This is a genomic window from Streptomyces sp. TN58 (assembly GCF_001941845.1).
In the GTDB taxonomy this organism is placed as follows: domain Bacteria; phylum Actinomycetota; class Actinomycetes; order Streptomycetales; family Streptomycetaceae; genus Streptomyces.
Genome location: NZ_CP018870.1, coordinates 1,995,560 through 2,019,153, shown reverse-complemented (window position 1 = coordinate 2,019,153; position 23,594 = coordinate 1,995,560). Strand labels below are relative to the sequence as shown.

At 71.7% G+C, this 23,594-nt stretch carries 18 protein-coding genes; 16 read left to right on the top strand and 2 right to left on the bottom strand.

Going from position 1 to position 23,594, the window contains the following annotated elements; genetic code table 11:
• Positions 1 to 85 precede the first annotated feature (85 nt).
• Entirely contained in the window at positions 86 to 700 is a 615-nt protein-coding gene (locus tag BSL84_RS09155) for a beta-class carbonic anhydrase (RefSeq protein ID WP_075970144.1), read from the bottom strand.
• A 327-nt stretch (positions 701 to 1,027) separates the two neighbouring features.
• Between BSL84_RS09155 and rsmH the strand changes: the two genes are divergently transcribed.
• The 16 genes from rsmH to BSL84_RS09075 all read left to right on the top strand — a co-directional run bounded on the left by rsmH (position 1,028) and on the right by BSL84_RS09075 (position 19,285).
• Entirely contained in the window at positions 1,028 to 1,957 is a 930-nt protein-coding gene (rsmH, locus tag BSL84_RS09150) for a 16S rRNA (cytosine(1402)-N(4))-methyltransferase RsmH (protein WP_030031210.1), read from the top strand.
• On the top strand, positions 1,954 to 2,493 hold the full coding sequence (locus BSL84_RS09145) for a hypothetical protein (RefSeq protein WP_234308531.1): 540 nt from the start codon (positions 1,954 to 1,956) through the stop codon (positions 2,491 to 2,493). The genes rsmH and BSL84_RS09145 overlap by 4 nt, the downstream gene beginning before the upstream one ends.
• A gap of 189 nt (positions 2,494 to 2,682) precedes the next feature.
• Positions 2,683 to 4,674, top strand: coding sequence for a peptidoglycan D,D-transpeptidase FtsI family protein (locus BSL84_RS09140; RefSeq protein ID WP_045323424.1), 1,992 nt, complete (start codon positions 2,683 to 2,685; stop codon positions 4,672 to 4,674).
• Positions 4,675 to 4,719: 45 nt separating this feature from the next.
• Positions 4,720 to 6,429: a UDP-N-acetylmuramoyl-L-alanyl-D-glutamate--2,6-diaminopimelate ligase gene (locus tag BSL84_RS09135; protein WP_045323425.1), complete on the top strand. Its 1,710-nt coding sequence runs from the start codon at positions 4,720 to 4,722 to the stop codon at positions 6,427 to 6,429.
• Entirely contained in the window at positions 6,426 to 7,856 is a 1,431-nt protein-coding gene (locus tag BSL84_RS09130) for a UDP-N-acetylmuramoyl-tripeptide--D-alanyl-D-alanine ligase (protein ID WP_030027887.1), read from the top strand. The genes BSL84_RS09135 and BSL84_RS09130 overlap by 4 nt, the downstream gene beginning before the upstream one ends.
• Positions 7,853 to 8,923 carry a phospho-N-acetylmuramoyl-pentapeptide-transferase gene (gene mraY, locus BSL84_RS09125; RefSeq protein WP_030027888.1) on the top strand — a complete coding sequence of 357 codons (1,071 nt, stop codon included), beginning with the start codon at positions 7,853 to 7,855 and terminating at the stop codon, positions 8,921 to 8,923. Before BSL84_RS09130 ends, mraY begins: the two co-directional genes overlap by 4 nt.
• Positions 8,905 to 10,473 (top strand): UDP-N-acetylmuramoyl-L-alanine--D-glutamate ligase, encoded by a 1,569-nt coding sequence (gene murD, locus BSL84_RS09120; RefSeq protein ID WP_234308532.1) that lies wholly within the window; start codon positions 8,905 to 8,907, stop codon positions 10,471 to 10,473. Before mraY ends, murD begins: the two co-directional genes overlap by 19 nt.
• Before the next feature lie 70 nt (positions 10,474 to 10,543).
• Positions 10,544 to 11,914, top strand: a complete 1,371-nt coding sequence (gene ftsW / locus BSL84_RS09115) for a putative lipid II flippase FtsW (RefSeq protein WP_030027891.1) — start codon at positions 10,544 to 10,546, stop codon at positions 11,912 to 11,914.
• Positions 11,915 to 11,920: 6 nt separating this feature from the next.
• Positions 11,921 to 13,015 (top strand): undecaprenyldiphospho-muramoylpentapeptide beta-N-acetylglucosaminyltransferase, encoded by a 1,095-nt coding sequence (gene murG, locus BSL84_RS09110; protein ID WP_030027892.1) that lies wholly within the window; start codon positions 11,921 to 11,923, stop codon positions 13,013 to 13,015.
• A gap of 30 nt (positions 13,016 to 13,045) precedes the next feature.
• Complete coding sequence (locus BSL84_RS09105) at positions 13,046 to 13,909, top strand: cell division protein FtsQ/DivIB (RefSeq protein WP_045323426.1); 864 nt, start codon at positions 13,046 to 13,048, stop codon at positions 13,907 to 13,909.
• A 279-nt stretch (positions 13,910 to 14,188) separates the two neighbouring features.
• Entirely contained in the window at positions 14,189 to 15,394 is a 1,206-nt protein-coding gene (ftsZ, locus tag BSL84_RS09100) for a cell division protein FtsZ (RefSeq protein ID WP_030027896.1), read from the top strand.
• A 17-nt stretch (positions 15,395 to 15,411) separates the two neighbouring features.
• Positions 15,412 to 16,179 (top strand): peptidoglycan editing factor PgeF, encoded by a 768-nt coding sequence (gene pgeF / locus BSL84_RS09095; RefSeq protein WP_078849176.1) that lies wholly within the window; start codon positions 15,412 to 15,414, stop codon positions 16,177 to 16,179.
• A complete protein-coding gene (locus BSL84_RS09090) occupies positions 16,166 to 16,885 on the top strand; it encodes a YggS family pyridoxal phosphate-dependent enzyme (protein ID WP_030031795.1) in 720 nt (239 codons plus the stop codon). Before pgeF ends, BSL84_RS09090 begins: the two co-directional genes overlap by 14 nt.
• A 149-nt stretch (positions 16,886 to 17,034) precedes the next feature.
• Complete coding sequence (locus BSL84_RS09085; RefSeq protein WP_030031797.1) at positions 17,035 to 17,652, top strand: cell division protein SepF; 618 nt, start codon at positions 17,035 to 17,037, stop codon at positions 17,650 to 17,652.
• 60 nt (positions 17,653 to 17,712) lie between these two features.
• On the top strand, positions 17,713 to 18,009 hold the full coding sequence (locus tag BSL84_RS09080) for a YggT family protein (protein ID WP_030031799.1): 297 nt from the start codon (positions 17,713 to 17,715) through the stop codon (positions 18,007 to 18,009).
• An 82-nt stretch (positions 18,010 to 18,091) separates the two neighbouring features.
• Positions 18,092 to 19,285 carry a DivIVA domain-containing protein gene (locus tag BSL84_RS09075; protein WP_045323427.1) on the top strand — a complete coding sequence of 398 codons (1,194 nt, stop codon included), beginning with the start codon at positions 18,092 to 18,094 and terminating at the stop codon, positions 19,283 to 19,285.
• An 873-nt stretch (positions 19,286 to 20,158) separates the two neighbouring features.
• On the opposite strand, the gene ileS is transcribed toward BSL84_RS09075, so the two are convergent.
• Positions 20,159 to 23,305, bottom strand: a complete 3,147-nt coding sequence (gene ileS / locus BSL84_RS09070) for an isoleucine--tRNA ligase (RefSeq protein ID WP_075972023.1) — start codon at positions 23,303 to 23,305, stop codon at positions 20,159 to 20,161.
• Between the last annotated feature and the right edge of the window lie 289 nt (positions 23,306 to 23,594).

Sequence of the window (23,594 nt, the reverse complement as noted above, 5' to 3'; positions counted from 1 at the left end):
CCCACCCCGAAAACACGGACACCGGACCCGGGGCTCCCGGGCGGTGTATCCCCGCATTCTTGACGGCGTCAGGGCCTTGTGTCACTCAGGAGCCGGGATCGATCTCCCGGAGCAGCCCGGTGTGCACGTCGAAGACGAAGCCTCGCACATCGTCCTTGTGCGGCAGGAACGGGTTGGTGCGGACCCGCTGCATGGACTGGCGGACGTCCTGGTCGACGTCCCGGAACGCCTCGACGGCCCAGGAGGGGCGCTGGCCGACCTCGTCCTCCAGCTCGTGCCGGAAGTCCTCGGTCAGGTTCTCCAGACCACAGCCGGTGTGATGGATCAGTATCACGGTGCGGGTGCCGAGTGCCCGCTGGCTGATGGTCAGGGAGCGGATGGTGTCGTCGGTGACCACACCGCCCGCGTTGCGGATGGTGTGGCAGTCGCCGAGCTCCAGACCGAGGGCCTTGTGCAGGTCCAGGCGGGCGTCCATGCAGGCCACGACGGCCACGTGGAGGACGGGACGGGCGTCCATGCCGGGGTCGGTGAACTCGGCGGCGTAGCGCTGATTCGCCTCGACCAGCCGGTCGGTGACGGATCCGCCGACGGATGCCTCGGGCGCGGACTCTGCAGGCAGTGATGCGGAAGTCGTCATGGGTACGACGTTAGTGGTCACGCGCGCCGAAGGCCTTGCGTGAGATTGGACAAAGAACGTCAACGGGGCTTGTTGTGAGCTAATCCACAGGGGTGGGCGGAGGTCGGCCGTCCGGGTGGTCGGGGGGCATTCGCGGCTTCGGTCCGAGAGGCGCGTACGGCGCGCGGGCCGGTTCGTTGACCGCGGCGACCGTTGCACTAAAGTGACGCGAACCGGCCGGAGCCCGGCCCTGACCGGCCGCCGGCCACCGATGAAGACTCCGCGTGCGCGGCGCGTACGTACGGCCCGGCCCTCTTCCGCTCACCGGCCGGGGGAGCGGGCGGTGCGTACGCGTGCCGCGCCGTTATCTGAGAGGGCGCTTTGACTAGCGAGTCCCGACATGTCCCGGTGATGCTCCAGCGGTGCCTGGACCTGTTGGCCCCGGCGCTGGAGAGGCCCGGGGCCGTCGTCGTCGACTGCACCCTCGGCCTCGGCGGCCACAGCGAGGCCCTGCTGACCCGCTTCCCCGAGGCCCGCCTGATCGGCCTCGACCGCGACAAGGAGGCCCTGCGGCTCTCCGGCGAACGGCTCGCCCCCTTCGGCGACCGGGCCACCCTCGTCCACGCGATCTACGCGGACCTCGCCGAGGTGCTCGACGGGCTGGGTCTCCCGGCCGTCCAGGGCATCCTCTTCGACCTGGGCGTCTCCTCCATGCAGTTGGACGAGGCCGACCGCGGGTTCGCGTACGCCCAGGACGCCCCGCTGGACATGCGCATGGACCAGACGACGGGCATCAGCGCCGCCGAGGTCCTCAACACCTACGCACCGGGCGAGCTCGTGCGCATCCTGCGCCAGTACGGCGAGGAGAAGCAGGCCAAGCGGATCGTGTCCGCGATCGTCCGGGAACGCGAGAAGGCCCCCTTCGGCAACAGCGCCCGGCTGGTCGAGCTTATCCGCGACGCCCTGCCCCAGGCCGCGAAGCGGACCGGCGGCAACCCGGCCAAGCGCACCTTCCAGGCGCTGCGGATCGAGGTCAACGGCGAACTGTCCGGACTGGAGCGGGCCATCCCCGCCGCCGTGGACCGGATCGCGGTCGGCGGCCGGATCGCGGTGCTCTCGTACCACTCGCTGGAGGACCGCCTGGTCAAGCAGGTCTTCTCGGCGGGCGCCGCCTCCACCGCCCCGCCCGGGCTGCCGGTGGTGCCGGAGAAGTACCAGCCGAAGCTCAAACTGCTCACACGAGGCGCGGAACTGCCGACCGAGGAGGAGATCGCCGAGAACCGGCGGGCCGCCCCGGCCAGACTCCGGGGGGTCGAACGCATCCGGGAGGCGCGACTGTGACCAAGGCCGGGAAGGTCGCCACGCTGACCCGCGGGCAGGCGGCCCGCATCGGCAGGGCCCTCGGCGCCCGCCCGGCCGGGCCGCGCCCCGACGGGCAGGCGGCGCGGATGCCGTTCGTCCTGCTGGTCGTGGCCCTGCTCGCCGGCGGGCTGATCAGCCTGCTGCTGCTGAACTCCGCGCTCAACGAGGGCTCCTTCCAGCTGACCCGGCTGAAGAAGGAGACCACCACCCTCACCGACGAGGAGCAGGCCCTCCAGCGCGACGTGGACGCCCACTCGGCGCCCGACGCCCTCCAGCGCCGCGCCCGGGAACTGGGCCTGGTCCCGGGCGGCAGCCCCGTCTTCATCGACCCGGACGGCAAGGTCTCCGGCAGCGTCTCGGTGGCCGAGGCGCCGCCACCGCCGTCACCGACCCCGACCGCGGCGCCGCCCGCGCAGGCCGGACCGGGCCAGACCCCGGCCGCGCCCCCGGCGCCGGTTCCCGCCCAGCCCGCTCCCACCGGCAGTTCGCAGCCCAGCCAGACCCCTGGAAGGTGACGTCGTGACGCGGATCCCGTCTGAACCAGCCTCGCCGGCGTTCGAGGCGCGGGGGCCGGGGCGGAGCCCCGGAACGCCCGGGCCCGCGGCCCCGCACCGCGGCCGCCGTGCCGGCACGGGCGCCGGCGCCCGCACCGGCACGCCGCGGACGGTGGCCGGGTGAGCCCGCAGGACCCGCCGCGACGGCGGATGCCCGGACCGTCCAGGCCGCCGCGGCCCGGCGACCGCAACCGCGCCACCGCCCGGCCGGCCACACGCCCGGCGACCCGCCGCCCCGCCGGCCCCCGCAAGCCCCACACGATCCGGCTCGGCAGCCCCCGGCCCCGGCTGCGGCTGGTCGGCGTAGGTCTGACCCTCGTCATGCTCGCCTTCGTCGTCCGGCTGCTCCAGGTGCAGGCCGTCGACGCCTCCTCCTTCTCCGCGGCGGCGTCCAAGAACCGCTACACGAACGTCAAGCTGGCCGCCGAGCGCGGCGAGATCACCGACCGCAAGGGCGTGGCACTCGCCACCAGCGTCGACGCGTACGACATCACCGCCGACCCCAAGATGTTCACCCCGCAGGAGAGCAAGGCCCCGGACGCCCCCGAGCAGGCCGCCGCGCTGCTGGCGCCCATCCTCGGCAAGGACGCCAAGGAACTCGCGGACAAGCTCAGGACCAAGAACAGCCGCTACGTGGTCCTCGCCCAGCGCCAGACCCCCCAGGTCTGGAACCAGATCAAGGACCTCAAGCGCGTCTTCGCCGAGAAGGCGACCGCCGACAAGAAGAACAACGCCCCCGGAGCCAACGTCCTGGCCGGGGTGTTCAAGGAGGACAGCAGCAAGCGCGTGTACCCCGGCGGCGACCTCGCCGCCGGGATACTGGGCTACGTCAACGCCGAGGGCAAGGGCGCCGGCGGGCTGGAGTCCTCCCTCGACAAGAAGCTCGCCGGCAAGGACGGGGAGATCACCTACGCCCAGTCCGGCGGCCGCAAGGTCCCCACGGCCGGCTCCAGCGAGAAGCCCGCCGTCCCCGGCGACGACATCGAGCTGACCATCGACCGGGACATCCAGTGGGCGGCGCAGAGCGCCATCGCCGAACAGGTGCAGAAGTCCGAGGCCGACCGCGGCTACGTCATCGTCCAGGACACCCGCACCGGCGAGGTGCTGGCCATGGCCAACGCCCCCGGCTTCGACCCCAACGACCTGACCCGGGCCAGCTCCGCCGCCATGGGCAACGCCGCGCTCCAGGACGTGTACGAGCCCGGCTCCACCGCCAAGGTGATGTCGATGGCCGCCGTGCTGGAGGAGAAGAAGGCGACCCCCGACACCCGCGTCGAGGTCCCCAACCGGCTGCACCGCGGCGACCGGCTGTTCAAGGACGACATCGACCACCCGACCTGGTACCTGACCCTCAACGGGGTCCTCGCCAAGTCCTCCAACATCGGCACCATCCTGGCCACCGGCCAGCTCGGCCCCACCCAGGCCAAGTCCAACGAGGTCCTGCACTCGTACCTGACCAAGTTCGGCATCGGCCGGCCCACCGGCCTGAACTACCCCGGCGAGTCCCGCGGCATCCTCGCCCAGCCGCAGGACTGGTCCACCTCCCAGCAGTACACGATCCCTTTCGGCCAGGGACTGTCCGTCAACGCCATGCAGGCGGCCTCCGTGTACTCGACCATCGCCAACGGCGGGGTCCGCATCGAGCCGACGCTGGTCCGCGGCACCAAGGGCCCCGACGGCCGCTTCACCCCGGCCCCCGCCCCCGAACAGAACCGTGTGATCAGCGAGGAGACCGCCAAGACCCTCGCCGAGATGCTCGAATCCGTCGTCGACGACCAGGAGGGCACCGGAACCAAGGCGAAGATCCCCGGCTACCGGGTCGGCGGCAAGACCGGCACCTCCAACCGGGTGGATCCGGCCACCGGCCGGTACAAGGGCTACACCGCCTCCTTCGCCGGCTTCGCCCCCGCCGACAAGCCGCGCATCACCGTCTACTGCGCCATCCAGAACCCCACCAAGGGCAGCTACTTCGGCGGCCAGATCTGCGGCCCCATCTACAAGAAGGTCATGGAGTTCGCCCTCAAGACCCTCCAGATCGCCCCCACCGGCACCGCCCCCGCAGGGCTCCCGGTCACCTACGAGCCCGGCCCGCAGGCCGCCCAGCCGCCCGCCCCGCAACCCAGTCCGCAGCCCGGCCGGTGACCCGAAGCCGCGGCCTGCCCGCAAGAAAAGCGTGAGGCACCACCAGTGACAACGATCACCCCGAAACCCGGGAACCGACCGGACGCCCCAGCCGGGCCCGGGCCCTCACTTCGCGGCCCGGCCGCCGGGCCCGGTACGCTCACCGCCGTGCCCCACGCTGATCAGCCCCGAACCACCCAGCAAGACGCCCCGGCAGCGCCGCCGGGAGCGCCCAGGCCCGCGTCCGCCACTCCGAGCCCGCTGGGCGAGCTGGCCACGCTGCTGGGCATCCCGTCACCAGGCGCCGCGCAGATCACCGGGATCACGCACGACTCCCGTGCGGTCCGCCCCGGAGACCTGTACGCGGCCCTGCCCGGAGCCCGCACCCACGGCGCCGAGTTCGCCGCACAGGCCGCGGCCCTCGGCGCCGCAGCCGTGCTGACCGACCCCTCCGGCGCCGAGCGCGCCGCGGCCACCGGCCTGCCGGTGCTGTCCGTCGCCGACCCGCGCGGCCGGATGGGCGAGCTCGCCGCGGCGATCTACGGCAGCCCCGGCGAAGGCCTCCTCCAGATCGGCATCACCGGAACCTCCGGCAAGACCACCACGGCGTACCTCGTCGAAGGCGGCCTGCGCGCCGCCGGACGCAGCACCGGACTGGTCGGCACCGTCGAGATGCGCATCGGCGACGAGCGCATCAAGTCCGAGCGGACCACCCCCGAGGCCACCGACCTACAGGCCCTCTTCGCGGTCATGCGCGAACGCGGCGTCGAGGCCGTGGCCATGGAGGTCTCCAGCCACGCCCTGGTGCTCGGCCGCGTCGACGGCTGCGTCTTCGACGTCGCCGTCTTCAACAACCTGAGCCCCGAGCACATGGAGTTCCACTCCGACATGGAGGACTACTTCCAGGCCAAGGCGGGGCTCTTCACCCCCCGCCGGGCCCGCCTGGGCGTGGTCAACCTCGACGACGAGTACGGCCGCCGCCTGGCCAAGGAGTCGACGATCCCGGTCGTCACCTTCTCGGCCGCGGGCGACCCCGCCGCCGACTGGCGCGCCGAGGACGTCGTCACCGGCCACATGGACTCCACCCTCACGCTGGTCGGCCCCGAGGGACAGCGCGTGCGCGCCAAGGCCCCGCTGCCCGGCCCGTTCAACGTCGCCAACACCGTCGCCGCGGTCGTCACGCTCGCCGCAGCCGGCCTCGACCCGCAGACCGCCGCCGACGGCATCGCCGCGGTCCCCGGAGTCCCCGGCCGGCTGGAGCGCGTGGACGCCGGACAGCCGTACCTCGCCGTCGTCGACTACGCGCACAAGACGGACGCCGTCGAGTCGGTGCTCCGCGCACTGCGCGAAGTCACCACCGGCAAGCTGCACATCGTCCTCGGCTGCGGCGGCGACCGCGACACCACCAAACGCGCCCCGATGGGCGCCGCGGCCGCCCGGTACGCCGACGTGGCCGTCCTGACCTCCGACAACCCGCGCTCCGAGGACCCGCTCGCGATCCTCGCGGCGATGCTCGGCGGCGCCGTGTCCGTACCGCCCGCCGAGCGAGCGGCCGTCCTCGTCGACGCCGACCGGGCGGCCGCCATCGCCGCCGCCGTCGCGCGCGCCGAGCCCGGCGACACCGTGCTGGTGGCGGGCAAGGGCCACGAGCAGGGCCAGGACACCGCAGGGGTCGTCCGGCCCTTCGACGACCGCACGGTGCTCCGCACCGCGATCGAACACCAACGCTTGCTCGATCGAACGACCCAGGTCCGACAGGCCGAGGTGAACCAGTGATCGCCCTTTCCCTCGCCGAGATCGCCGACATCACCGGCGGGCGGCCCCACGACATACCGGATCCGTCCCTCCAGGTCACCGGTCCCGTCGTCTACGACTCCCGCGAGGTCCGGCCCGGAAGCCTGTTCGCGGCCTTCGTCGGCGAACGGGTCGACGGCCACGACTACGCCGAAGGCGCCGTCGCCGCCGGCGCCGTCGGCGTCCTCGCGACCCGGCCCGTAGGCGTCCCCGCCATCGTCGTCCCCGACGTGGTGGCGGCCCTCGGTGCGCTCGCCCGCGCCGTCGTCGGCCGCCTCGGCACCGACGTCGTCGCCCTCACCGGGTCCGCCGGCAAGACCTCCACCAAGGACCTCATCGCGCAGGTGCTCCAGCACCACGCCCCCACCGTGTGGACCCCCGGGAACCTCAACAACGAGATCGGCCTGCCGATCACGACGCTGCGCGTCACCGAGGACACCCAGCACCTCGTCCTGGAGATGGGCGCCCGCGGCATCGGCCACATCCGCTACCTCACCGGGCTGACGCCTCCTCGGATCGGCCTGGTCCTCAACGTCGGCACCGCGCACATCGGGGAGTTCGGCGGCCGCGAGCAGATCGCGCAGGCCAAGGGCGAGCTCGTCGAGGCCCTGCCGGCCGAGGCGGAGGGCGGCGTCGCCATCCTCAACGCCGACGACCTGCTGGTTCGTTCCATGGCCGGGCGTACGAAGGCCCGTACGGTGCTGTTCGGCGAGGCCGACGACGCCGAAATCCGGGCCACGGAAGTCCGCATGACGGACAGGGGGCAGCCTTCCTTCACACTGCACACACCGACCGGGTGCAGCGACGTGACCTTGCGGCTGTACGGTGAGCACCACGTGTCGAACGCGCTCGCCGCGGCCGCCGTCGCCCACGTCCTGGGCATGTCCGCCCTGGAGATCGCCACCGCGCTCTCCGAAGCGGGCACGCTGTCGCGGTGGCGGATGGAGGTCACCGAGCGCGCGGACGGTGTGACGATCGTCAACGACGCCTACAACGCGAACCCGGAGTCCATGCGGGCCGCACTGCGCGCGCTCGCCGCGATGGGCGGTGGCGGCAGGGCGAACGGGGGGCGGACGTGGGCGGTGCTCGGCCCGATGGCCGAGCTCGGGGACGACGCTCTCGCCGAGCACGACGCGGTCGGACGGCTTGTCGTCCGGCTCAACGTGAGCAAGCTCGTCGCGGTCGGGGGCAGGGAAGCCTCCTGGCTGCAACTGGGCGCATATAACGAGGGTTCGTGGGGTGAGGAGTCGGTGCTCGTGTCCGACGCGCAGGCGGCGGTCGACCTGTTGCGCAGTGAACTGCGCCCGGGTGACGTCGTGCTGGTGAAGGCTTCCAGGTCGGCCGGTCTGGAGCGGGTGGCGCAGGCCCTGCTCGAAGGCACTGTCGAGGGCGAGGTCGCCGGCCGATGAGGCAGATCCTGTTCGCCGGTGTCATCGGCATGTTCCTGACCGTCGTCGGCACCCCGCTGCTGATCAAGCTGCTCGCCCGCAAGGGCTACGGCCAGTTCATCCGCGACGACGGCCCGCGCGGCCACGCCGGGAAGAAGGGCACGCCCACCATGGGCGGCATCTCCTTCATCCTGGCCACGCTCGTCGCGTACGCGCTGACGAAGGTCCTCACCGGGGAGGAGCCGAGCTTCTCCGGTCTGCTCGTGCTGTTCCTGATGGCCGGCATGGGCCTCGTCGGGTACCTCGACGACTACATCAAGATCGTCAAGCGGCGTTCGCTGGGTCTGCGGGCCAAGGCCAAGATGGCCGGCCAGCTGATCGTCGGTATCGCCTTCGCGGTGCTCGCACTGCAGTTCAAGGACTCGCGGGGACTCACCCCGGCCTCCATGAAGCTGTCGTTCGTCACGGACTTCGGCTGGTCGATCGGCCCGGTGCTCTTCGTGGTCTGGGCGCTGTTCATGATCCTGGCCATGTCCAACGGTGTGAACCTGACCGACGGCCTGGACGGTCTGGCCACCGGCGCCGCCGTGATGGTCTTCGGCGCCTACACCTTCATCGGTGTCTGGCAGTTCCAGGAGTCGTGCGCGATGGCCGCCGACCTCACCAACCCCAACGCCTGCTTCGAGGTGCGAGATCCCCTCGACCTGGCCGTCGTCGCCTCCGCCCTCATGGGCGCCTGCTTCGGCTTCCTGTGGTGGAACACATCGCCCGCCAAGATCTTCATGGGCGACACCGGCTCGCTGGCCCTCGGCGGCGCGCTCGCCGGCCTCGCGATCTGCTCCCGCACGGAGTTCCTCATCGCTCTCCTCGGCGGCCTCTTCGTCCTCATCACGATGTCGGTCGTCATCCAGGTCGGCTCCTTCAAGCTGACCGGGAAGCGCGTCTTCCGGATGGCGCCGCTCCAGCACCACTTCGAGCTCAAGGGCTGGTCCGAGGTCCTGGTCGTGGTCCGCTTCTGGATCATCCAGGGCATGTGCGTGATCGTGGGTCTCGGTCTCTTCTACGCGGGATGGGCAGCCGACAAGTGAGCGCCACCGACCTGGCCGGCCTGCTCGGCCCCGACGCCCTGGGCCGGTTCGGCCTGCCGGGCCGGATCACCGTGGCGGGGCTCGGCATCAGCGGCATCAGCGCCGCCCGGGCATTGGCCGCGCTGGGCGCCCGCGTGACCGTCGTCGACAACGGCGACGGTGACGCGCACCGGGCCAGGGCGGCCGAGCTGGCGGAAGCCGGCATCGAGGTCCGCCTCGGCCACCTGCCCGACGGGGCCCGCGCCGGCGAGACCCTGCCCGAGGGCACCGAACTGGTCGTCACCTCGCCCGGCTGGCAGCCGCAGAGCCCGCTCTTCCTGGCCGCCGCCGCGGCGGGCGTCGACGTCGTCGGAGACGTCGAGGTCGCATGGCGGCTGCGCGGAGCCGGCGCGGAACTCCGCGCCGCCCGCCGGGCCGCGGGGCAGGACGCCGGCGGAGGGTCCCCTGCCGGGCCCGCCGAATGGCTCGCGATCACCGGGACCAACGGCAAGACCACCACCACGCAGATGCTGGCGTCGATCCTCAAGGCCGCCGGCCTGCGGACCGCCGCCGTCGGCAACATCGGCACCCCGATCATCGACGTGGTCCTCGGCGAGCAGGAGTACGACGTACTCGCCGTCGAACTCTCCAGCTACCAGCTGCACTGGGCGCCCTCGCTGCGCGTCCACTCGGCGGCCGTCCTCAACCTGGCCCCCGACCACCTCGACTGGCACGGCTCCATGCAGGCGTACGCCGCGGACAAGGGCCGGATCTACGAGGGCAACACGGTGGCCTGCGTCTACAACGTGGCCGACAAGGCGACCGAGGACCTCGTCGTCGAGGCCGACGTCGAAGAGGGCTGCCGCGCGATCGGCTTCACCCTCGGCGCCCCCGGCCCCTCCATGCTCGGCGTCGTCGACGGCATCCTCGTCGACCGGGCCTTCGTGGAGAACCGGCAGAAGAACGCCCAGGAGCTCGCCGAGGTCGGCGACGTCAACCCGCCGGCCCCGCACAACATCGCCAACGCGCTCGCCGCCGCGGCCCTGGCCCGCGCCTTCGGCGTGGAGCCGCGCGCGGTCCGCGACGGGCTGCGCGACTTCCGCCCCGACGCCCACCGGGTCGCCCGGGTGGACGAGGTCGGCTCCGTCGTCTACGTCGACGACTCCAAGGCCACCAACACCCACGCGGCGGAGGCCTCCCTCGCCTCCTTCGACAAGGTCGTCTGGATCGCCGGCGGCCTCGCCAAGGGCGCGACCTTCGACGAACTCGTGCAGAAGTCGGCCGACCGGATGCGCGGCGCCGTCCTGATCGGCGCCGACCGGGCGCTCATCGCCGAGGCGCTGGCGCGACACGCCCCCGAGGTCCCGGTCGTCGACCTCGACCGGACCGACACTGGGGCGATGCTCGCAGCGGTCCGGGAGGCGGCCGCGCTCGCCGAGCCCGGCGACACGGTCCTGCTGGCACCGGCCTGCGCCTCGATGGACATGTTCGCGAACTACAACAAGCGTGGGGAAGCGTTCGCCGACGCGGTGCGTGAACTGGCCGCCGAGAGCGCCGCGGACACGGCCTAGGCCGGGGGCGCCGGGACAGGTTCCCTCCGGCCGGATGCTCGCCTCGTACGAGTGGAGGGGAAGATCACAGATGCCGGCCAAGCAGATGCTGCCGGGGCGGCGGCCGTCCGCCGTGAAGGCGCAGGGCCGCAAGCGCCCCGGCGTGAGTGTGAAGCGCCCGGCGCGGCCCGCCGGGCGCGGTCCGCTGGCCGGTCTCCGGCGTACGCAGCAGCAGTTGCGCAGGGCGTGGGACCGCCCCCTCACGGCGTATTACCTGATTTTCGGCAGTTCCCTGCTCATCACCGTGCTCGGCCTGGTGATGGTGTACTCCGCCTCCATGATCAAAGCGCTCCAGCTGGGGCTGGGTGACGCGTACTTCTTCAAGAAGCAGTTCGTGGCCGCGCTCATCGGCGGGGTCCTGCTGCTGGCCGCCTCCCGGATGCCGGTCAAGCTGCACCGGGCCCTGTCCTACCCGGTGCTCGCCGGCACGCTGTTCCTGATGGTCCTGGTCCAGGTCCCCGGGATAGGGGTCTCGATCAACGGCAACCAGAACTGGATCTCGCTCGGCGGCCCGTTCATGCTCCAGCCCAGCGAGTTCGGCAAGCTGGCACTGATCCTGTGGGGCGCCGACCTGCTGGCCCGCAAGGGCGGCAAGGGCCTGCTGAGCCAGTGGAAGCACCTCCTGGTGCCGCTCGTCCCCGTGGCCTTCCTCCTGCTCGGCCTGATCATGCTGGGCGGGGACATGGGCACGGCGATGATCCTCGGCGCCATCCTGTTCGGGCTGCTGTGGCTCGCGGGCGCCCCGACGCGGATGTTCGTCGGCGTACTGGCCTTCGCGGCTGCGATCGTCGCCCTGCTCATCAAGACCAGTCCGCACCGGATGGACCGGCTGGAGTGCATCGGCGCGACAGAACCGGGCAAGAACGACCTTTGCTGGCAGGCCGTACACGGCATCTACGCCCTCGCGTCGGGCGGCTGGTTCGGTTCCGGCCTGGGCGCAAGTGTGGAAAAATGGGGTCAACTACCCGAAGCACACACCGACTTCATCTTCGCCATCACAGGGGAGGAACTGGGACTGGCGGGGACGCTGTCGGTCCTCGCCCTCTTCGCGGCTCTAGGCTATGCGGGTATCCGCGTGGCCGGACGCACGGAGGACTCCTTCGTACGGTTTGCCGCGGGAGGCGTGACCACCTGGATCACGGCCCAGGCCGTGATCAACATCGGTGCGGTGCTCGGCCTGCTGCCGATCGCCGGAGTCCCGCTCCCGCTGTTCTCCTACGGGGGGTCGGCCCTGCTGCCGACCATGTTCGCGGTCGGACTGCTCATCGCCTTCGCGCGGGAGGAGCCCGCCGCGCGCGCGGCCCTCGCGATGCGACAGCCGAAGACCGGCTGGAGGCGGACCGGGGTGAGATGGAAGTCGATGAGACGGCGCGTCAAGAAGCGTCCGTCCGGAGAGCGGTGAATTTCGGTGCATGTCGTACTCGCCGGTGGGGGGACCGCCGGCCACATCGAGCCGGCGCTCGCCCTCGCGGACGCCCTGCGCAGGCAGGACCCTTCAGTGGGCATCACCGCCCTGGGCACCGAGCGCGGACTCGAAACCCGCCTGGTGCCGGAGCGCGGCTACGAACTGGGGCTGATCCCCGCCGTACCGCTGCCCCGCAAGCCCACCCCCGAGCTGATCACCGTCCCCGGACGGCTGCGCGGCACCATCAAGGCCGCGGAGGAGATCCTCCTGCGCACCAAGGCGGACTGCGTCGTCGGCTTCGGCGGCTACGTGGCCCTGCCCGGCTACCTCGCGGCCAAGCGGCTCGGGGTGCCGATCATCGTCCACGAGGCCAACGCCCGGCCCGGACTGGCCAACAAGATCGGCTCCCGGTACGCGCACGCCGTCGCGGTCTCCACCCCCGACAGCAAGCTGCGCGGCGCCCGCTACGTGGGCATCCCGCTGCGCCGCTCCATCTCCACCCTCGACCGGGCCGCCGTACGCCCCGAGGCGCGCGCCGCGTTCGGCCTGGACCCCAACCTGCCCACGCTGCTGGTCTCCGGCGGCTCGCAGGGCGCACGCCGCCTCAACGAGACCATCCAGCAGGTCGCTCCGACCCTCCAGCGCTCCGGCGTGCAGATCCTGCACGCGGTCGGGCCGAAGAACGAACTGCCGCGTGTCGACAACATGCCCGGGATGCCGCCCTATGTGCCGGTACCGTACGTGGACCGGATGGATCTCGCGTACGCCGCCGCCGACATGATGCTGTGCCGCGCGGGAGCGATGACCGTCGCCGAGCTGTCCGCCGTCGGGCTGCCCGCCGCCTACGTCCCGCTGCCGATCGGCAACGGCGAACAGCGGCTCAACGCCCAGCCGGTGGTCAAGGCCGGCGGCGGCCTGCTCGTGGACGACGCGGAACTGACGCCCGACTGGGTGCTCGGCCAGGTCCTCCCGGTGCTGTCCGACCCGCACCGCCTGTACGAGATGTCCCGCGCCGCCGGTGAGTTCGGCCGCCGGGACGCCGACGAGCTGCTGGTCGGCATGGTGTACGAGGCGATCGCAGCCCACCGGTCCCGCTGACGCGGGAGCACGGACGCAGGAGGCACAGCAGTGGCCGGAGCGACGACCGCACAGCGCGGAACACCGTCTCCTGACGGGCCCGGCCGGCCGCCCCGCAAGGGCGCCGGCTCTCCCGCGCCGTCCGCAAGCCCCGAGTCCGCCAAGCCCCCGAAGCCCCCGAAGAAGGCCGCCCCGCGGGGCTCCGGCACGCAGCTGCGCCGGGGCCCCGTGCTGGCCTGGGCGGCCGCCGCGGTCCTCCTCGTCGGGGGCGGCAGCTGGGTCCTCTACGGCTCCTCCTGGCTCCGCGTCGAGAAGGTCACCGCCACCGGCACCGACGTGCTCACCCCCGAGCAGGTGCTCGCGGCCGCGGCCGTGCCCGTGGGCGCGCCCCTCGTGAGCGTCGACACGGACGAGATCGAGAGCCGCCTGCGGGGGCGTCTGCCCCGCATCGATTCGGTTGATGCGGTGCGGGCCTGGCCGCACGGAATCGGACTGAAGGTGACCGAGCGCAAACCCGTCCTGCTCATCAAAAAGGACGCCAACTTCGTGGAAGTGGACGCATCGGGTGTGCGATTCGACACGGTTGCGAAAGCACCCGCGGGTGTTCCGGTCCTCGAATTGAACGCGGCCGGCTCTCCGAGCGCCCGCCGCTTCGACGAAGAGCGGCTGCTGCACGAGGCCGTGCTCGTCGCCGGATCCCTCCCGGCGCCGATCGCCGGGCAGACCGTGCAGGTCAAGGTGGGTTCCTACGACTCCATCGTGCTGGAGCTGACCGGGGGCCGGTCGGTGCGGTGGGGCAGCGGCGAGCAGAGCGAGGCGAAGGGGCGTGCACTGACCGCTCTGCTGAAAGCCGCTCCGAAGGCCGCCCACTTCGACGTGAGCGTTCCCACCGCCCCAGCCGCGGCCGGGAGTTGACGTCAGGTCGAACAGCGGCGCACCCTGGTTGGCCAGCGATACGGGTGATCACATAGGGTGAAAAGAAAAACGGGAGGTTCGGCGTGTTCGTTGAACACGCGCTACTTGTCGACTTAGTGTCCTGTTCGGAAGAGTCCAGGGAACAGACACACCCCTAACCCTAAACTTTAGGGTGAGGGTTCGGGTCGGCGCGTTCGGACCGTCCCTATTTCGGCATCAGTCGTCGCAACGCAGGCCCGCGAGGCGGCGACACGTAACTCGAGGCGAGAGGCCTTCGACGTGGCAGCACCGCAGAACTACCTCGCAGTCATCAAGGTCATCGGTGTCGGCGGCGGTGGTGTCAATGCCATCAACCGAATGATCGAGGTCGGTCTCAAGGGCGTCGAGTTCATCGCCATCAACACGGACGCGCAGGCGCTGTTGATGAGCGACGCCGACGTCAAGCTCGACGTCGGCCGCGAACTCACCCGCGGCCTCGGCGCCGGCGCCAACCCGGCGGTCGGTCGCAAGGCGGCAGAGGACCACCGCGAGGAGATCGAGGAGGTCCTCAAGGGGGCCGACATGGTCTTCGTCACCGCCGGTGAGGGCGGCGGCACCGGCACCGGCGGCGCACCCGTCGTCGCCAACATCGCGCGCTCGCTCGGCGCCCTGACGATCGGTGTGGTCACCCGGCCGTTCACCTTCGAGGGCCGGCGCCGCGCGAACCAGGCGGAGGACGGCATCGCCGAGCTCCGCGAAGAGGTCGACACCCTCATCGTCATCCCCAACGACCGCCTGCTGTCCATCTCGGACCGCCAGGTCAGCGTCCTGGACGCCTTCAAGTCGGCGGACCAGGTCCTGCTCTCCGGCGTCCAGGGCATCACCGACCTCATCACCACCCCGGGTCTGATCAACCTCGACTTCGCCGACGTCAAGTCCGTGATGTCCGAGGCCGGCTCGGCCCTGATGGGCATCGGCTCCGCCCGCGGCGACGACCGCGCGGTGGCCGCCGCCGAGATGGCGATCTCCTCCCCGCTGCTGGAGGCCTCCATCGACGGCGCCCGCGGCGTGCTGCTCTCCATCTCCGGCGGCTCGGACCTCGGTCTCTTCGAGATCAACGAGGCCGCGCAGCTGGTGAGCGAGGCCGCGCACCCCGAGGCGAACATCATCTTCGGCGCCGTCATCGACGACGCGCTCGGCGACGAGGTACGGGTGACCGTCATCGCCGCCGGGTTCGACGGCGGACAGCCCCCGGCCCGCCGGGACAACGTCATCGGCGCCGCGTCCACCAAGCGTGAGGAGCCGGCCCCGGCTCCGGTCCGCGCCGCCGAGCCGGTCCGTCCGGCCTTCGGCGGACTCGGCACGGTCCCGCCGCGCGAGGAGCCCCCGGCTCCCGCCGAGCCGGCCCCGGTCGAGGTCCAGGCCCCCGCGCCGCAGGTCCCCACGGCCCGGCCGTACCAGGACAGCCCGGCCGAGGAACTGGATGTCCCGGACTTCTTGAAGTGACACCGGAGCAGCACCACGTGGGCGGCGCCCACTTCGCCTTCACCGACCGGTGGGGCGGAGTGAGCGCCGTTCCGTACGAAGAGCTCAACCTCGGCGGCGCGGTCGGAGACGACCCGGCCGCCGTTCTGGCGAACCGGGCCCTGGCGGCGCGTTCCCTGGGACTCGATCCGGACCTGGTGGTCTGGATGAACCAGGTGCACGGCCGGGACGTCGCGGTGGTCGACGGCCCCTGGGGGGCGGACACCGCGATCCCCGCCGTGGACGCGGTGGTGACCGCCCGTCGGGGACTCGCCCTCGCCGTCCTCACCGCCGACTGCACCCCCGTCCTGCTGGCCGACCCCGTCGCCGGGGTCGCAGCGGCCGCCCACGCCGGCCGGCCCGGACTGGTCGCCGGGGTGGTGCCCGCGGCCGTGGAGGCGATGGTCTCCCTCGGCGCCGAACCGGGGCGGATCGTCGCCCGTACCGGACCCGCGGTCTGCGGACACTGCTACGAGGTGCCGGCCGAGATGCGGGAGTCGGTGGCGGCGGCGGTCCCCGCCGCGCGGGCCGAGACCAGCTGGGGGACGCCGGCGGTCGACGTGGTGGCGGGGGTGCACGCACAGCTCGAAGAGGCGGGGGTGGTGAACGGCCTGCGTTCACCGGTCTGCACACTGGAGTCGCGGGACCACTTCTCGTACCGCCGCGACCGGGTCACCGGCCGACTGGCCGGATATGTCTGGTTGACGGAGCTTTCCCGGGGGGAGGACCCCCGGACCCCGGGGGAAAAGAAGAATGACGGACCGTAAGTCGGAGCTCGCCGAGAACCTGGCGCGGGTGGAGGAACGTATCTCGTCCGCATGCGCCGCGGCGGGGCGGGGGCGGGAGGAGGTGACCCTCATCGTGGTCACCAAGACCTACCCCGCGAGCGACGTACGACTGCTGGCGGAGCTGGGCGTCCGCCATGTCGCCGAGAACCGCGACCAGGACGCCGCCCCCAAGGCCGCGGCCTGCGCGGATCTGCCGCTCAGCTGGCACTTCGTCGGCCAGTTGCAGACCAACAAAGTCCGTTCCGTGGCGGGATACGCGCATGTGGTGCAGTCCGTCGACCGGCCCCGGCTGGTGACCGCGCTCTCGGCGGCCGCGACAGGCGCCGGCCGCGAACTCGGCTGCCTCGTCCAGATCGCCCTCGACGCCGAGTCGGGCGAGCGGGGGGACCGGGGCGGCGCCGCACCCGATCAGCTGGCGGAGTTGGCGGACCTCGTCGCCGGGGCACCCGGACTGCGGATCGACGGACTGATGACCGTCGCACCACTGTCCGGCCACTACGCGGGACGCGAACAGGCCGCCTTCGAGCGGTTGATGGAATTGTCATCCCGCCTGCGCGCGGACCATCCGGCTGCCACGATGGTGTCGGCCGGGATGAGCGCAGACCTGGAACAGGCCGTTGTGGCCGGTGCGACACATGTACGCGTCGGCACTGCGGTACTCGGCGCGAGACCCCGGCTCGGGTAACGTCGCGAAGAAAGTCGGACCACAGCAGAAAATATGGTCATTCCCGCCGATGAGCGGGCAGACCACGTGGATCGCGGGCAGTTGGTGACATTCGTGACACGGCGGCACCTGCGACAGGGCGATCCACCACAGAGCGGAGGACTCGGAGAATGGCCGGCGCGATGCGCAAGATGGCGGTCTACCTCGGCCTCGTGGAGGACGACCGGTACGACAACCCGGGGTACGACCCCGACGACGAGTTCGAGCCCGAGCCGGAGATGGAGCGGGCTCGGGAGCGGGATCGCCGACAGCAGCCCGTGCACCAGTCGCCCGTATCGGACGAACCGGTACGAGCCGTACAGCCTCCGGCGCAGCGGGAACCCATCCCAATTCCGGTGGAAAACGGACGTCCTGCGCGAATTGCCCCCGTGGCATCCATCACACCTGATCGCACGAACCTGGAGAAGAACGCCCCCGTGATCATGCCCAAGGTCGTCTCCGAGCGGGAGCCGTACCGCATCACGACACTGCACCCCCGGACCTACAACGAGGCCCGTACCATCGGGGAACACTTCCGTGAGGGCACTCCGGTGATCATGAATCTCACGGAGATGGACGACACGGACGCGAAGCGTCTCGTGGACTTCGCCGCCGGACTCGTGTTCGGTCTGCACGGCAGCATTGAACGCGTGACACAGAAGGTGTTCCTGCTGTCGCCTGCTAACGTCGATGTCACGGCGGAGGACAAGGCCCGCATCGCGGAGGGCGGGTTCTTCAACCAAAGCTAGACCGATCCGTCAGATACGGGACCGGGAACAGATCGGGAAACGGGGAGAGGGAAGCGCGGGATGGGCGTCGCACTGCAAGTGGTCTACATCGTGCTGATGTGCTTCCTGATCGTGCTGATCTTCCGACTGGTCATGGACTATGTGTTCCAGTTCGCACGTTCATGGCAACCCGGCAAGGCGATGGTGGTCGTCCTGGAGGCCACCTACACTGTCACCGATCCACCGCTCAAGCTCCTTCGGCGGTTCATCCCGCCGTTGCGTCTCGGCGGCGTGGCACTCGACCTGTCCTTCTTCGTTCTGATGATCATCGTTTACATCCTCATCAGCTTCGTGAACACAGCTGCGAGAAGCGTGTGAACGATGAGCTTCCCCGCACGCGCGGGGACGGTCCCGATACGGTCCAGCCGACTGCCGACGACTACGTAGAGGTGAAGAAGACATGCCGCTGACTCCCGAGGACGTGCGGAACAAGCAGTTCACGACCGTCCGCCTCCGAGAAGGCTATGACGAGGACGAGGTCGATGCCTTCCTCGACGAGGTCGAGTCCGAACTGACGCGCCTGCTGCGCGAGAACGAGGACCTGCGCGCCAAGCTGGCTGCCGCCACGCGTGCCGCCGCGCAGAACCAGCAGCAGCAGAACATGCGTAAGCCCGAGCCCCAGGACCAGCGCGGCCCCGGCGCCCCCGTGCCCGCGGCCATATCCGGCCCGCCGCAGCAGCAGAACCCGCAGATGGGCCCGCCCCAGCTGCCGGGCGGCGCACCGCAGCTCCCGCCGGGCCCCGGCGGCCAGGGCCAGCAGGGCCCCGGCCCGATGGGCGGCCCCATGGGCGGACCCATGCAGCAGCACCCCATGGGCGGACCGCAGGGCATGGGCCAGCAGCCGATGCAGCAGCAGCAGTCGATGGGCGGCCAGAACCCGCTCGGCCAGCAGATGCAGCCCATGGGGCAGCAGATGCAGCCGATGGGCCAGCAGATGCAGCCCATGGGCCAGCCCATGCAGCAGATGCAGCAGCCGCAGCTCCCGCAGCAGGGCCCCGGCGGCGACAGCGCCGCCCGCGTCCTGTCGCTGGCGCAGCAGACCGCCGACCAGGCGATCGCGGAGGCCCGCTCCGAGGCCAACAAGATCGTCGGCGAGGCCCGGTCGCGCGCCGAGGGCCTGGAGCGGGACGCCCGCGCCAAGGCCGACGCGCTGGAGCGGGACGCGCAGGAGAAGCACCGCGTCGCGATGGGCTCCCTGGAGTCCGCCCGCGCCACGCTGGAGCGCAAGGTCGAGGACCTGCGGGGCTTCGAGCGTGAGTACCGTACGCGTCTGAAGTCCTACCTGGAGTCGCAGCTGCGCCAGCTGGAGACCCAGGCGGACGACTCGCTGGCCCCGCCGCGCAACCCGGCCGGTCCCGCGCTGCCCCCGTCGCCGTCTCCGTCGATGGCTCCGGCCGGTGCGATGGGCCACACCATGGGCGGTCCGTCCATGGGCGGTCCCTCCCCGATGGGCGGCGGTCCGTCCTACGGCGGCCAGCAGCAGATGTCCCCGGCGATGACCCAGCCGATGGCTCCGGTGCGGCCGGCTGCGCCGCAGCCGATGCAGGCGCCGTCGCCGATGCGGGGCTTCCTGATCGACGAGGACGACAACTAGGCGCCGCCGCGCAGTCGGCAGTCACGGGCCGGGCCCGGTTCCCCCACGGGGGCACCGGGCCCGGCCCGTTCCCGTCTCCCGCTGGCCGTGCCTCAGGTCTGGGGGCGCTGCCCCTGCCCTCCGGGTGCGGGCGGGTGGCCGCGCCTCAATCGCCGGCGGGGCTTGGGGGTGGTGCCCCTGATCGGGATCACAGGGGTGGGGTGGTGCCCCTCCGGGGGCTCTCCTCGGTTCGGCGCGTTCTGCACTTCTCGGTCGTACCCGGTGGTTGCGCCTCGGCCTGCGGGGAGCCCCCGGAGTGTCCCCACCCCACGGCCCGGACGCCGGGCGGGGCGGCCGGGGTGGGGGTGTGGGGACGGTGGGGGGTGTCCCCGCAGGACGAGCGCGCACCGCCGGGTATGGCCGAGAGGTGCGGCACCGCGCGAGCCGAGGAGACACCCCCCGGCGGCCCCGCACCCCCACCCCCCAACCGACCCCGACCAGGGACACCACCCCAGCCCCGCCGGCGCTTGAGGCGCGGCCACCGGCCCGCAGCCGGGGAACAGGGGCCGCGCCCCCGCGACCGACCCCGGCCGGGGACACCAAACCAGCCCCGCCGGCGTTTGAGGCGCGGCCACCGGCCCGCAGCCGGGGAACAGGGGCAGCGCCCCAGCGACCGACCCCGGCCGGGGGGCATCAGACCCAGCCCCGCCGGCGTTTGAGGCGCGGCCACCGGCCCGCAGCCGGAGGGCAGGGGCAGCGCCCCGGCGACCGGCCCCGGTCGGGGGGCACCAGACCCAGCCCCGCCGGCGTTTGAGGCGCGGCCACCGGCCCGCACCCGGAGGGCAGGGGCGGCGCTCCAGGACCGCCGGCGGGGACGGCCCGCCCCGCGTCGGGCTACGCCTTGCGGAGGCGGAACGTCAGGGACAGGGAGTCGTCCGTGAAGGGGTCGCCGTACTCCGCGTCGGCCTCGCCGGACGCGAAGTCCGTGGCGAGCACCTCGTCCGCGATGAGGCCCGCGTGGTCCGTCAGGGCCGTCACGACCTCCGGCTCCGTGGAGGACCACCGCAGGGCGATCCGGTCCGCGACGTCGAGGCCGGAGTTCTTCCGGGCCTCCTGGATCAGGCGGATCGCGTCACGGGCCAGGCCCGCCAGCCGCAGCTCCGGGGTGATCTCCAGGTCCAGGGCCACCGTCGCGCCCGAGTCGGACGCCACCGACCAGCCCTCGCGCGGGGTCTCCGTGATGATGACCTCCTCGGGGGTGAGGGTGACCGGCTCGCCGTTCACCTCTACCGAGGCCTCGCCGGAGCGGAGCGCCAGCGACAGCGCTGCCGCGTCGGCCGCGGCGACCGCCTTGGCCACGTCCTGGACGCCCTTGCCGAAGCGCTTGCCCAGCGCGCGGAAGTTCGCCTTCGCCGTGGTGTCCACCAGGGACCCGCCGACCTCCGAGAGGGAGGCCAGGGAGGAGACGTTCAGCTCCTCCGTGATCTGGGCCTGGAGCTCCGGGGACAGCGCGTCGAAGCCCGCCGCGCCGACCAGCGCCCGCGAGAGCGGCTGGCGGGTCTTCACGCCCGACTCGGCACGCGTGGCGCGGCCCAGCTCGACCAGGCGGCGCACCAGCAGCATCTGCTGCGACAGCGCCGGGTCGATCGCCGCCGTGTCCGCGACCGGCCACGTCGACAGGTGCACCGACTCGGGGGCGTCCGGGGTGACCGGGACCACCATGTCCTGCCAGACCCGCTCCGTGATGAAGGGGGTGAGGGGGGCCATGAGGCGGGTCACCGTCTCGACCACGTCGTGCAGGGTGCGCAGCGCGGCCGCGTCGCCCTGCCAGAAGCGGCGGCGCGAACGGCGGACGTACCAGTTGGACAGGTCGTCCACGAAGGCGGACAGGAGCTTGCCGGCCCGCTGGGTGTCGTAGGACTCCATCGCGTCGGTGACCTCGGCGACGAGGGCGTGCAGCTCCGAGAGCAGCCAGCGGTCGAGGACCGTGCGGTCCGCCGGGGCCGGGTCGGCCGCGGACGGCGCCCAGTTCGACGTACGGGCGTACAGCGCCTGGAAGGCGACTGTGTTCCAGTACGTGAGGAGGGTCTTGCGGACGACCTCCTGGATCGTGCCGTGGCCCACGCGGCGGGCCGCCCACGGGGAGCCGCCGGCCGCCATGAACCAGCGGACCGCGTCCGCGCCGTGCTGGTCCATGAGGGGGATCGGCTGGAGGATGTTGCCCAGGTGCTTGGACATCTTGCGGCCGTCCTCGGCGAGGATGTGGCCCAGGCAGACCACGTTCTCGTAGGACGACTTGTCGAAGACGAGCGTGCCGACCGCCATCAGCGTGTAGAACCAGCCGCGCGTCTGGTCGATGGCCTCCGAGATGAACTGCGCCGGGTAGCGCTTCTCGAAGATCTCCTTGTTCTTGTACGGGTAGCCCCACTGCGCGAACGGCATCGAGCCCGAGTCGTACCAGGCGTCGATGACCTCCGGCACGCGGACCGCTTCGAGGGAGCAGCCCTCGTGGGTGCAGGTGAAGGTGACGTCGTCGATGTACGGGCGGTGCGGGTCCAGGTCCGAGTGGTCCCGGCCGGACAGCTCGCTCAGCTCGGCCCGCGAGCCGACGCAGGTGAGGTGGTTCTCCTCGCAGCGCCAGATCGGCAGCGGGGTGCCCCAGTAGCGGTTGCGCGACAGCGCCCAGTCGATGTTGTTGTTCAGCCAGTCGCCGAAGCGGCCCTGCTTGACGGAGTCCGGGAACCAGTTGGTCTTCCCGTTTTCCCGCAGCATCGCGTCCTTGACGGCGGTGGTGCGGATGTACCAGGACGGCTGCGCGTAGTAGAGCAGGGCCGTGTGGCAGCGCCAGCAGTGCGGGTAGCTGTGCTCGTAGGCGATGTGCTTGAAGAGCCTGCCGCGCGCGTCGAGGTCGGCGGTCAGCTTCTCGTCGGCCTTCTTGAAGAAGACGCCGCCCACCAGGGGCACGTCCTCCTCGAAGGTGCCGTCGGGACGGACCGGGTTCACGACCGGCAGGCCGTACGCGCGGCAGACCGCGAGGTCGTCGGCGCCGAACGCGGGGGACTGGTGGACCAGACCGGTGCCGTCCTCGGTCGTGACGTACTCGGCGTTCACCACGTAGTGGGCGGGCTCGGGGAACTCGACGAGGTCGAAGGGGCGCTCGTACGTCCAGCGCTCCATCTCCTTGCCGGTGAAGGACTCGCCGGTGGCGTCCCAGCCCTCGCCGAGGGCCTTCTCCAGCAGCGGGCGGGCGACGACCAGCTTCTCGTTCCCGTCGGTGGCCACGACGTACGTGACCTCCGGGTGGGCCGCGACGGCCGTGTTGGACACCAGGGTCCACGGGGTGGTCGTCCAGACCAGCAGCGCCGCCTCGCCCGCGAGCGGGCCGGAGGTCAGCGGGAAGCGGACGTAGACGGAGGGGTCGACGACGGTCTCGTAGCCCTGGGCCAGCTCGTGGTCGGACAGGCCGGTGCCGCAGCGCGGGCACCAGGGGGCGACGCGGTGGTCCTGGGCGAGCAGCCCCTTGTTGAAGATCTCCTTCAGCGACCACCACACGGACTCGACGTACTCGGGGTCCATGGTCCGGTAGGCGTCGTCCAGGTCGACCCAGTAGCCCATGCGGGTCGTGAGCTCGGCGAACGCGTCGGTGTGGCGGGTCACGGACTCCCGGCACTTGGCGTTGAACTCGGCGATGCCGTACGCCTCGATGTCCTGCTTGCCGTTGAAGCCCAGCTCCTTCTCGACGGCGAGCTCGACGGGCAGGCCGTGGCAGTCCCAGCCGGCCTTGCGGGCCACGTGGTAGCCGCGCATCGTGCGGAAGCGGGGGAAGACGTCCTTGAAGACGCGGGCCTCGATGTGGTGCGCGCCGGGCATGCCGTTCGCGGTGGGCGGGCCCTCGTAGAAGACCCACTCGGGGCGGCCCTCGGACTGCTGCAGGGTCTTGGCGAAGGTCTTGCTCTCGCGCCAGAAGTCGAGGACCGCGTGCTCAAGGGCAGGCAGGTCGACCTGGGCGGGTACCGGGCGGTACTGCGGCGGTGTGGTCATGAGGCTGAACTCTTCCTCCGGCGGGGTGTCACTTCCGTCCGGAGGGACGAGAGCCGACTGCTGCTCCCGCGGTACCACCCTCCTTGGCCGCCGGACGGGTCCGGTGGCCCCCTCATTGGGGTGCGAAGCCGGTTCTACTCGCCCTGCGGGGGACCCGCGGCTTTCTTCCGGCGGCTCAGGGGTGATCCTTCACGTCGCGCTCGCCCCCGGGCTCTCACCGTCCCCGGGTCGCTCCTGGCTGCGTCCGACGCTACTCGTCCCCGTCCATGCCTTTCGCTGCGCCCAGTGT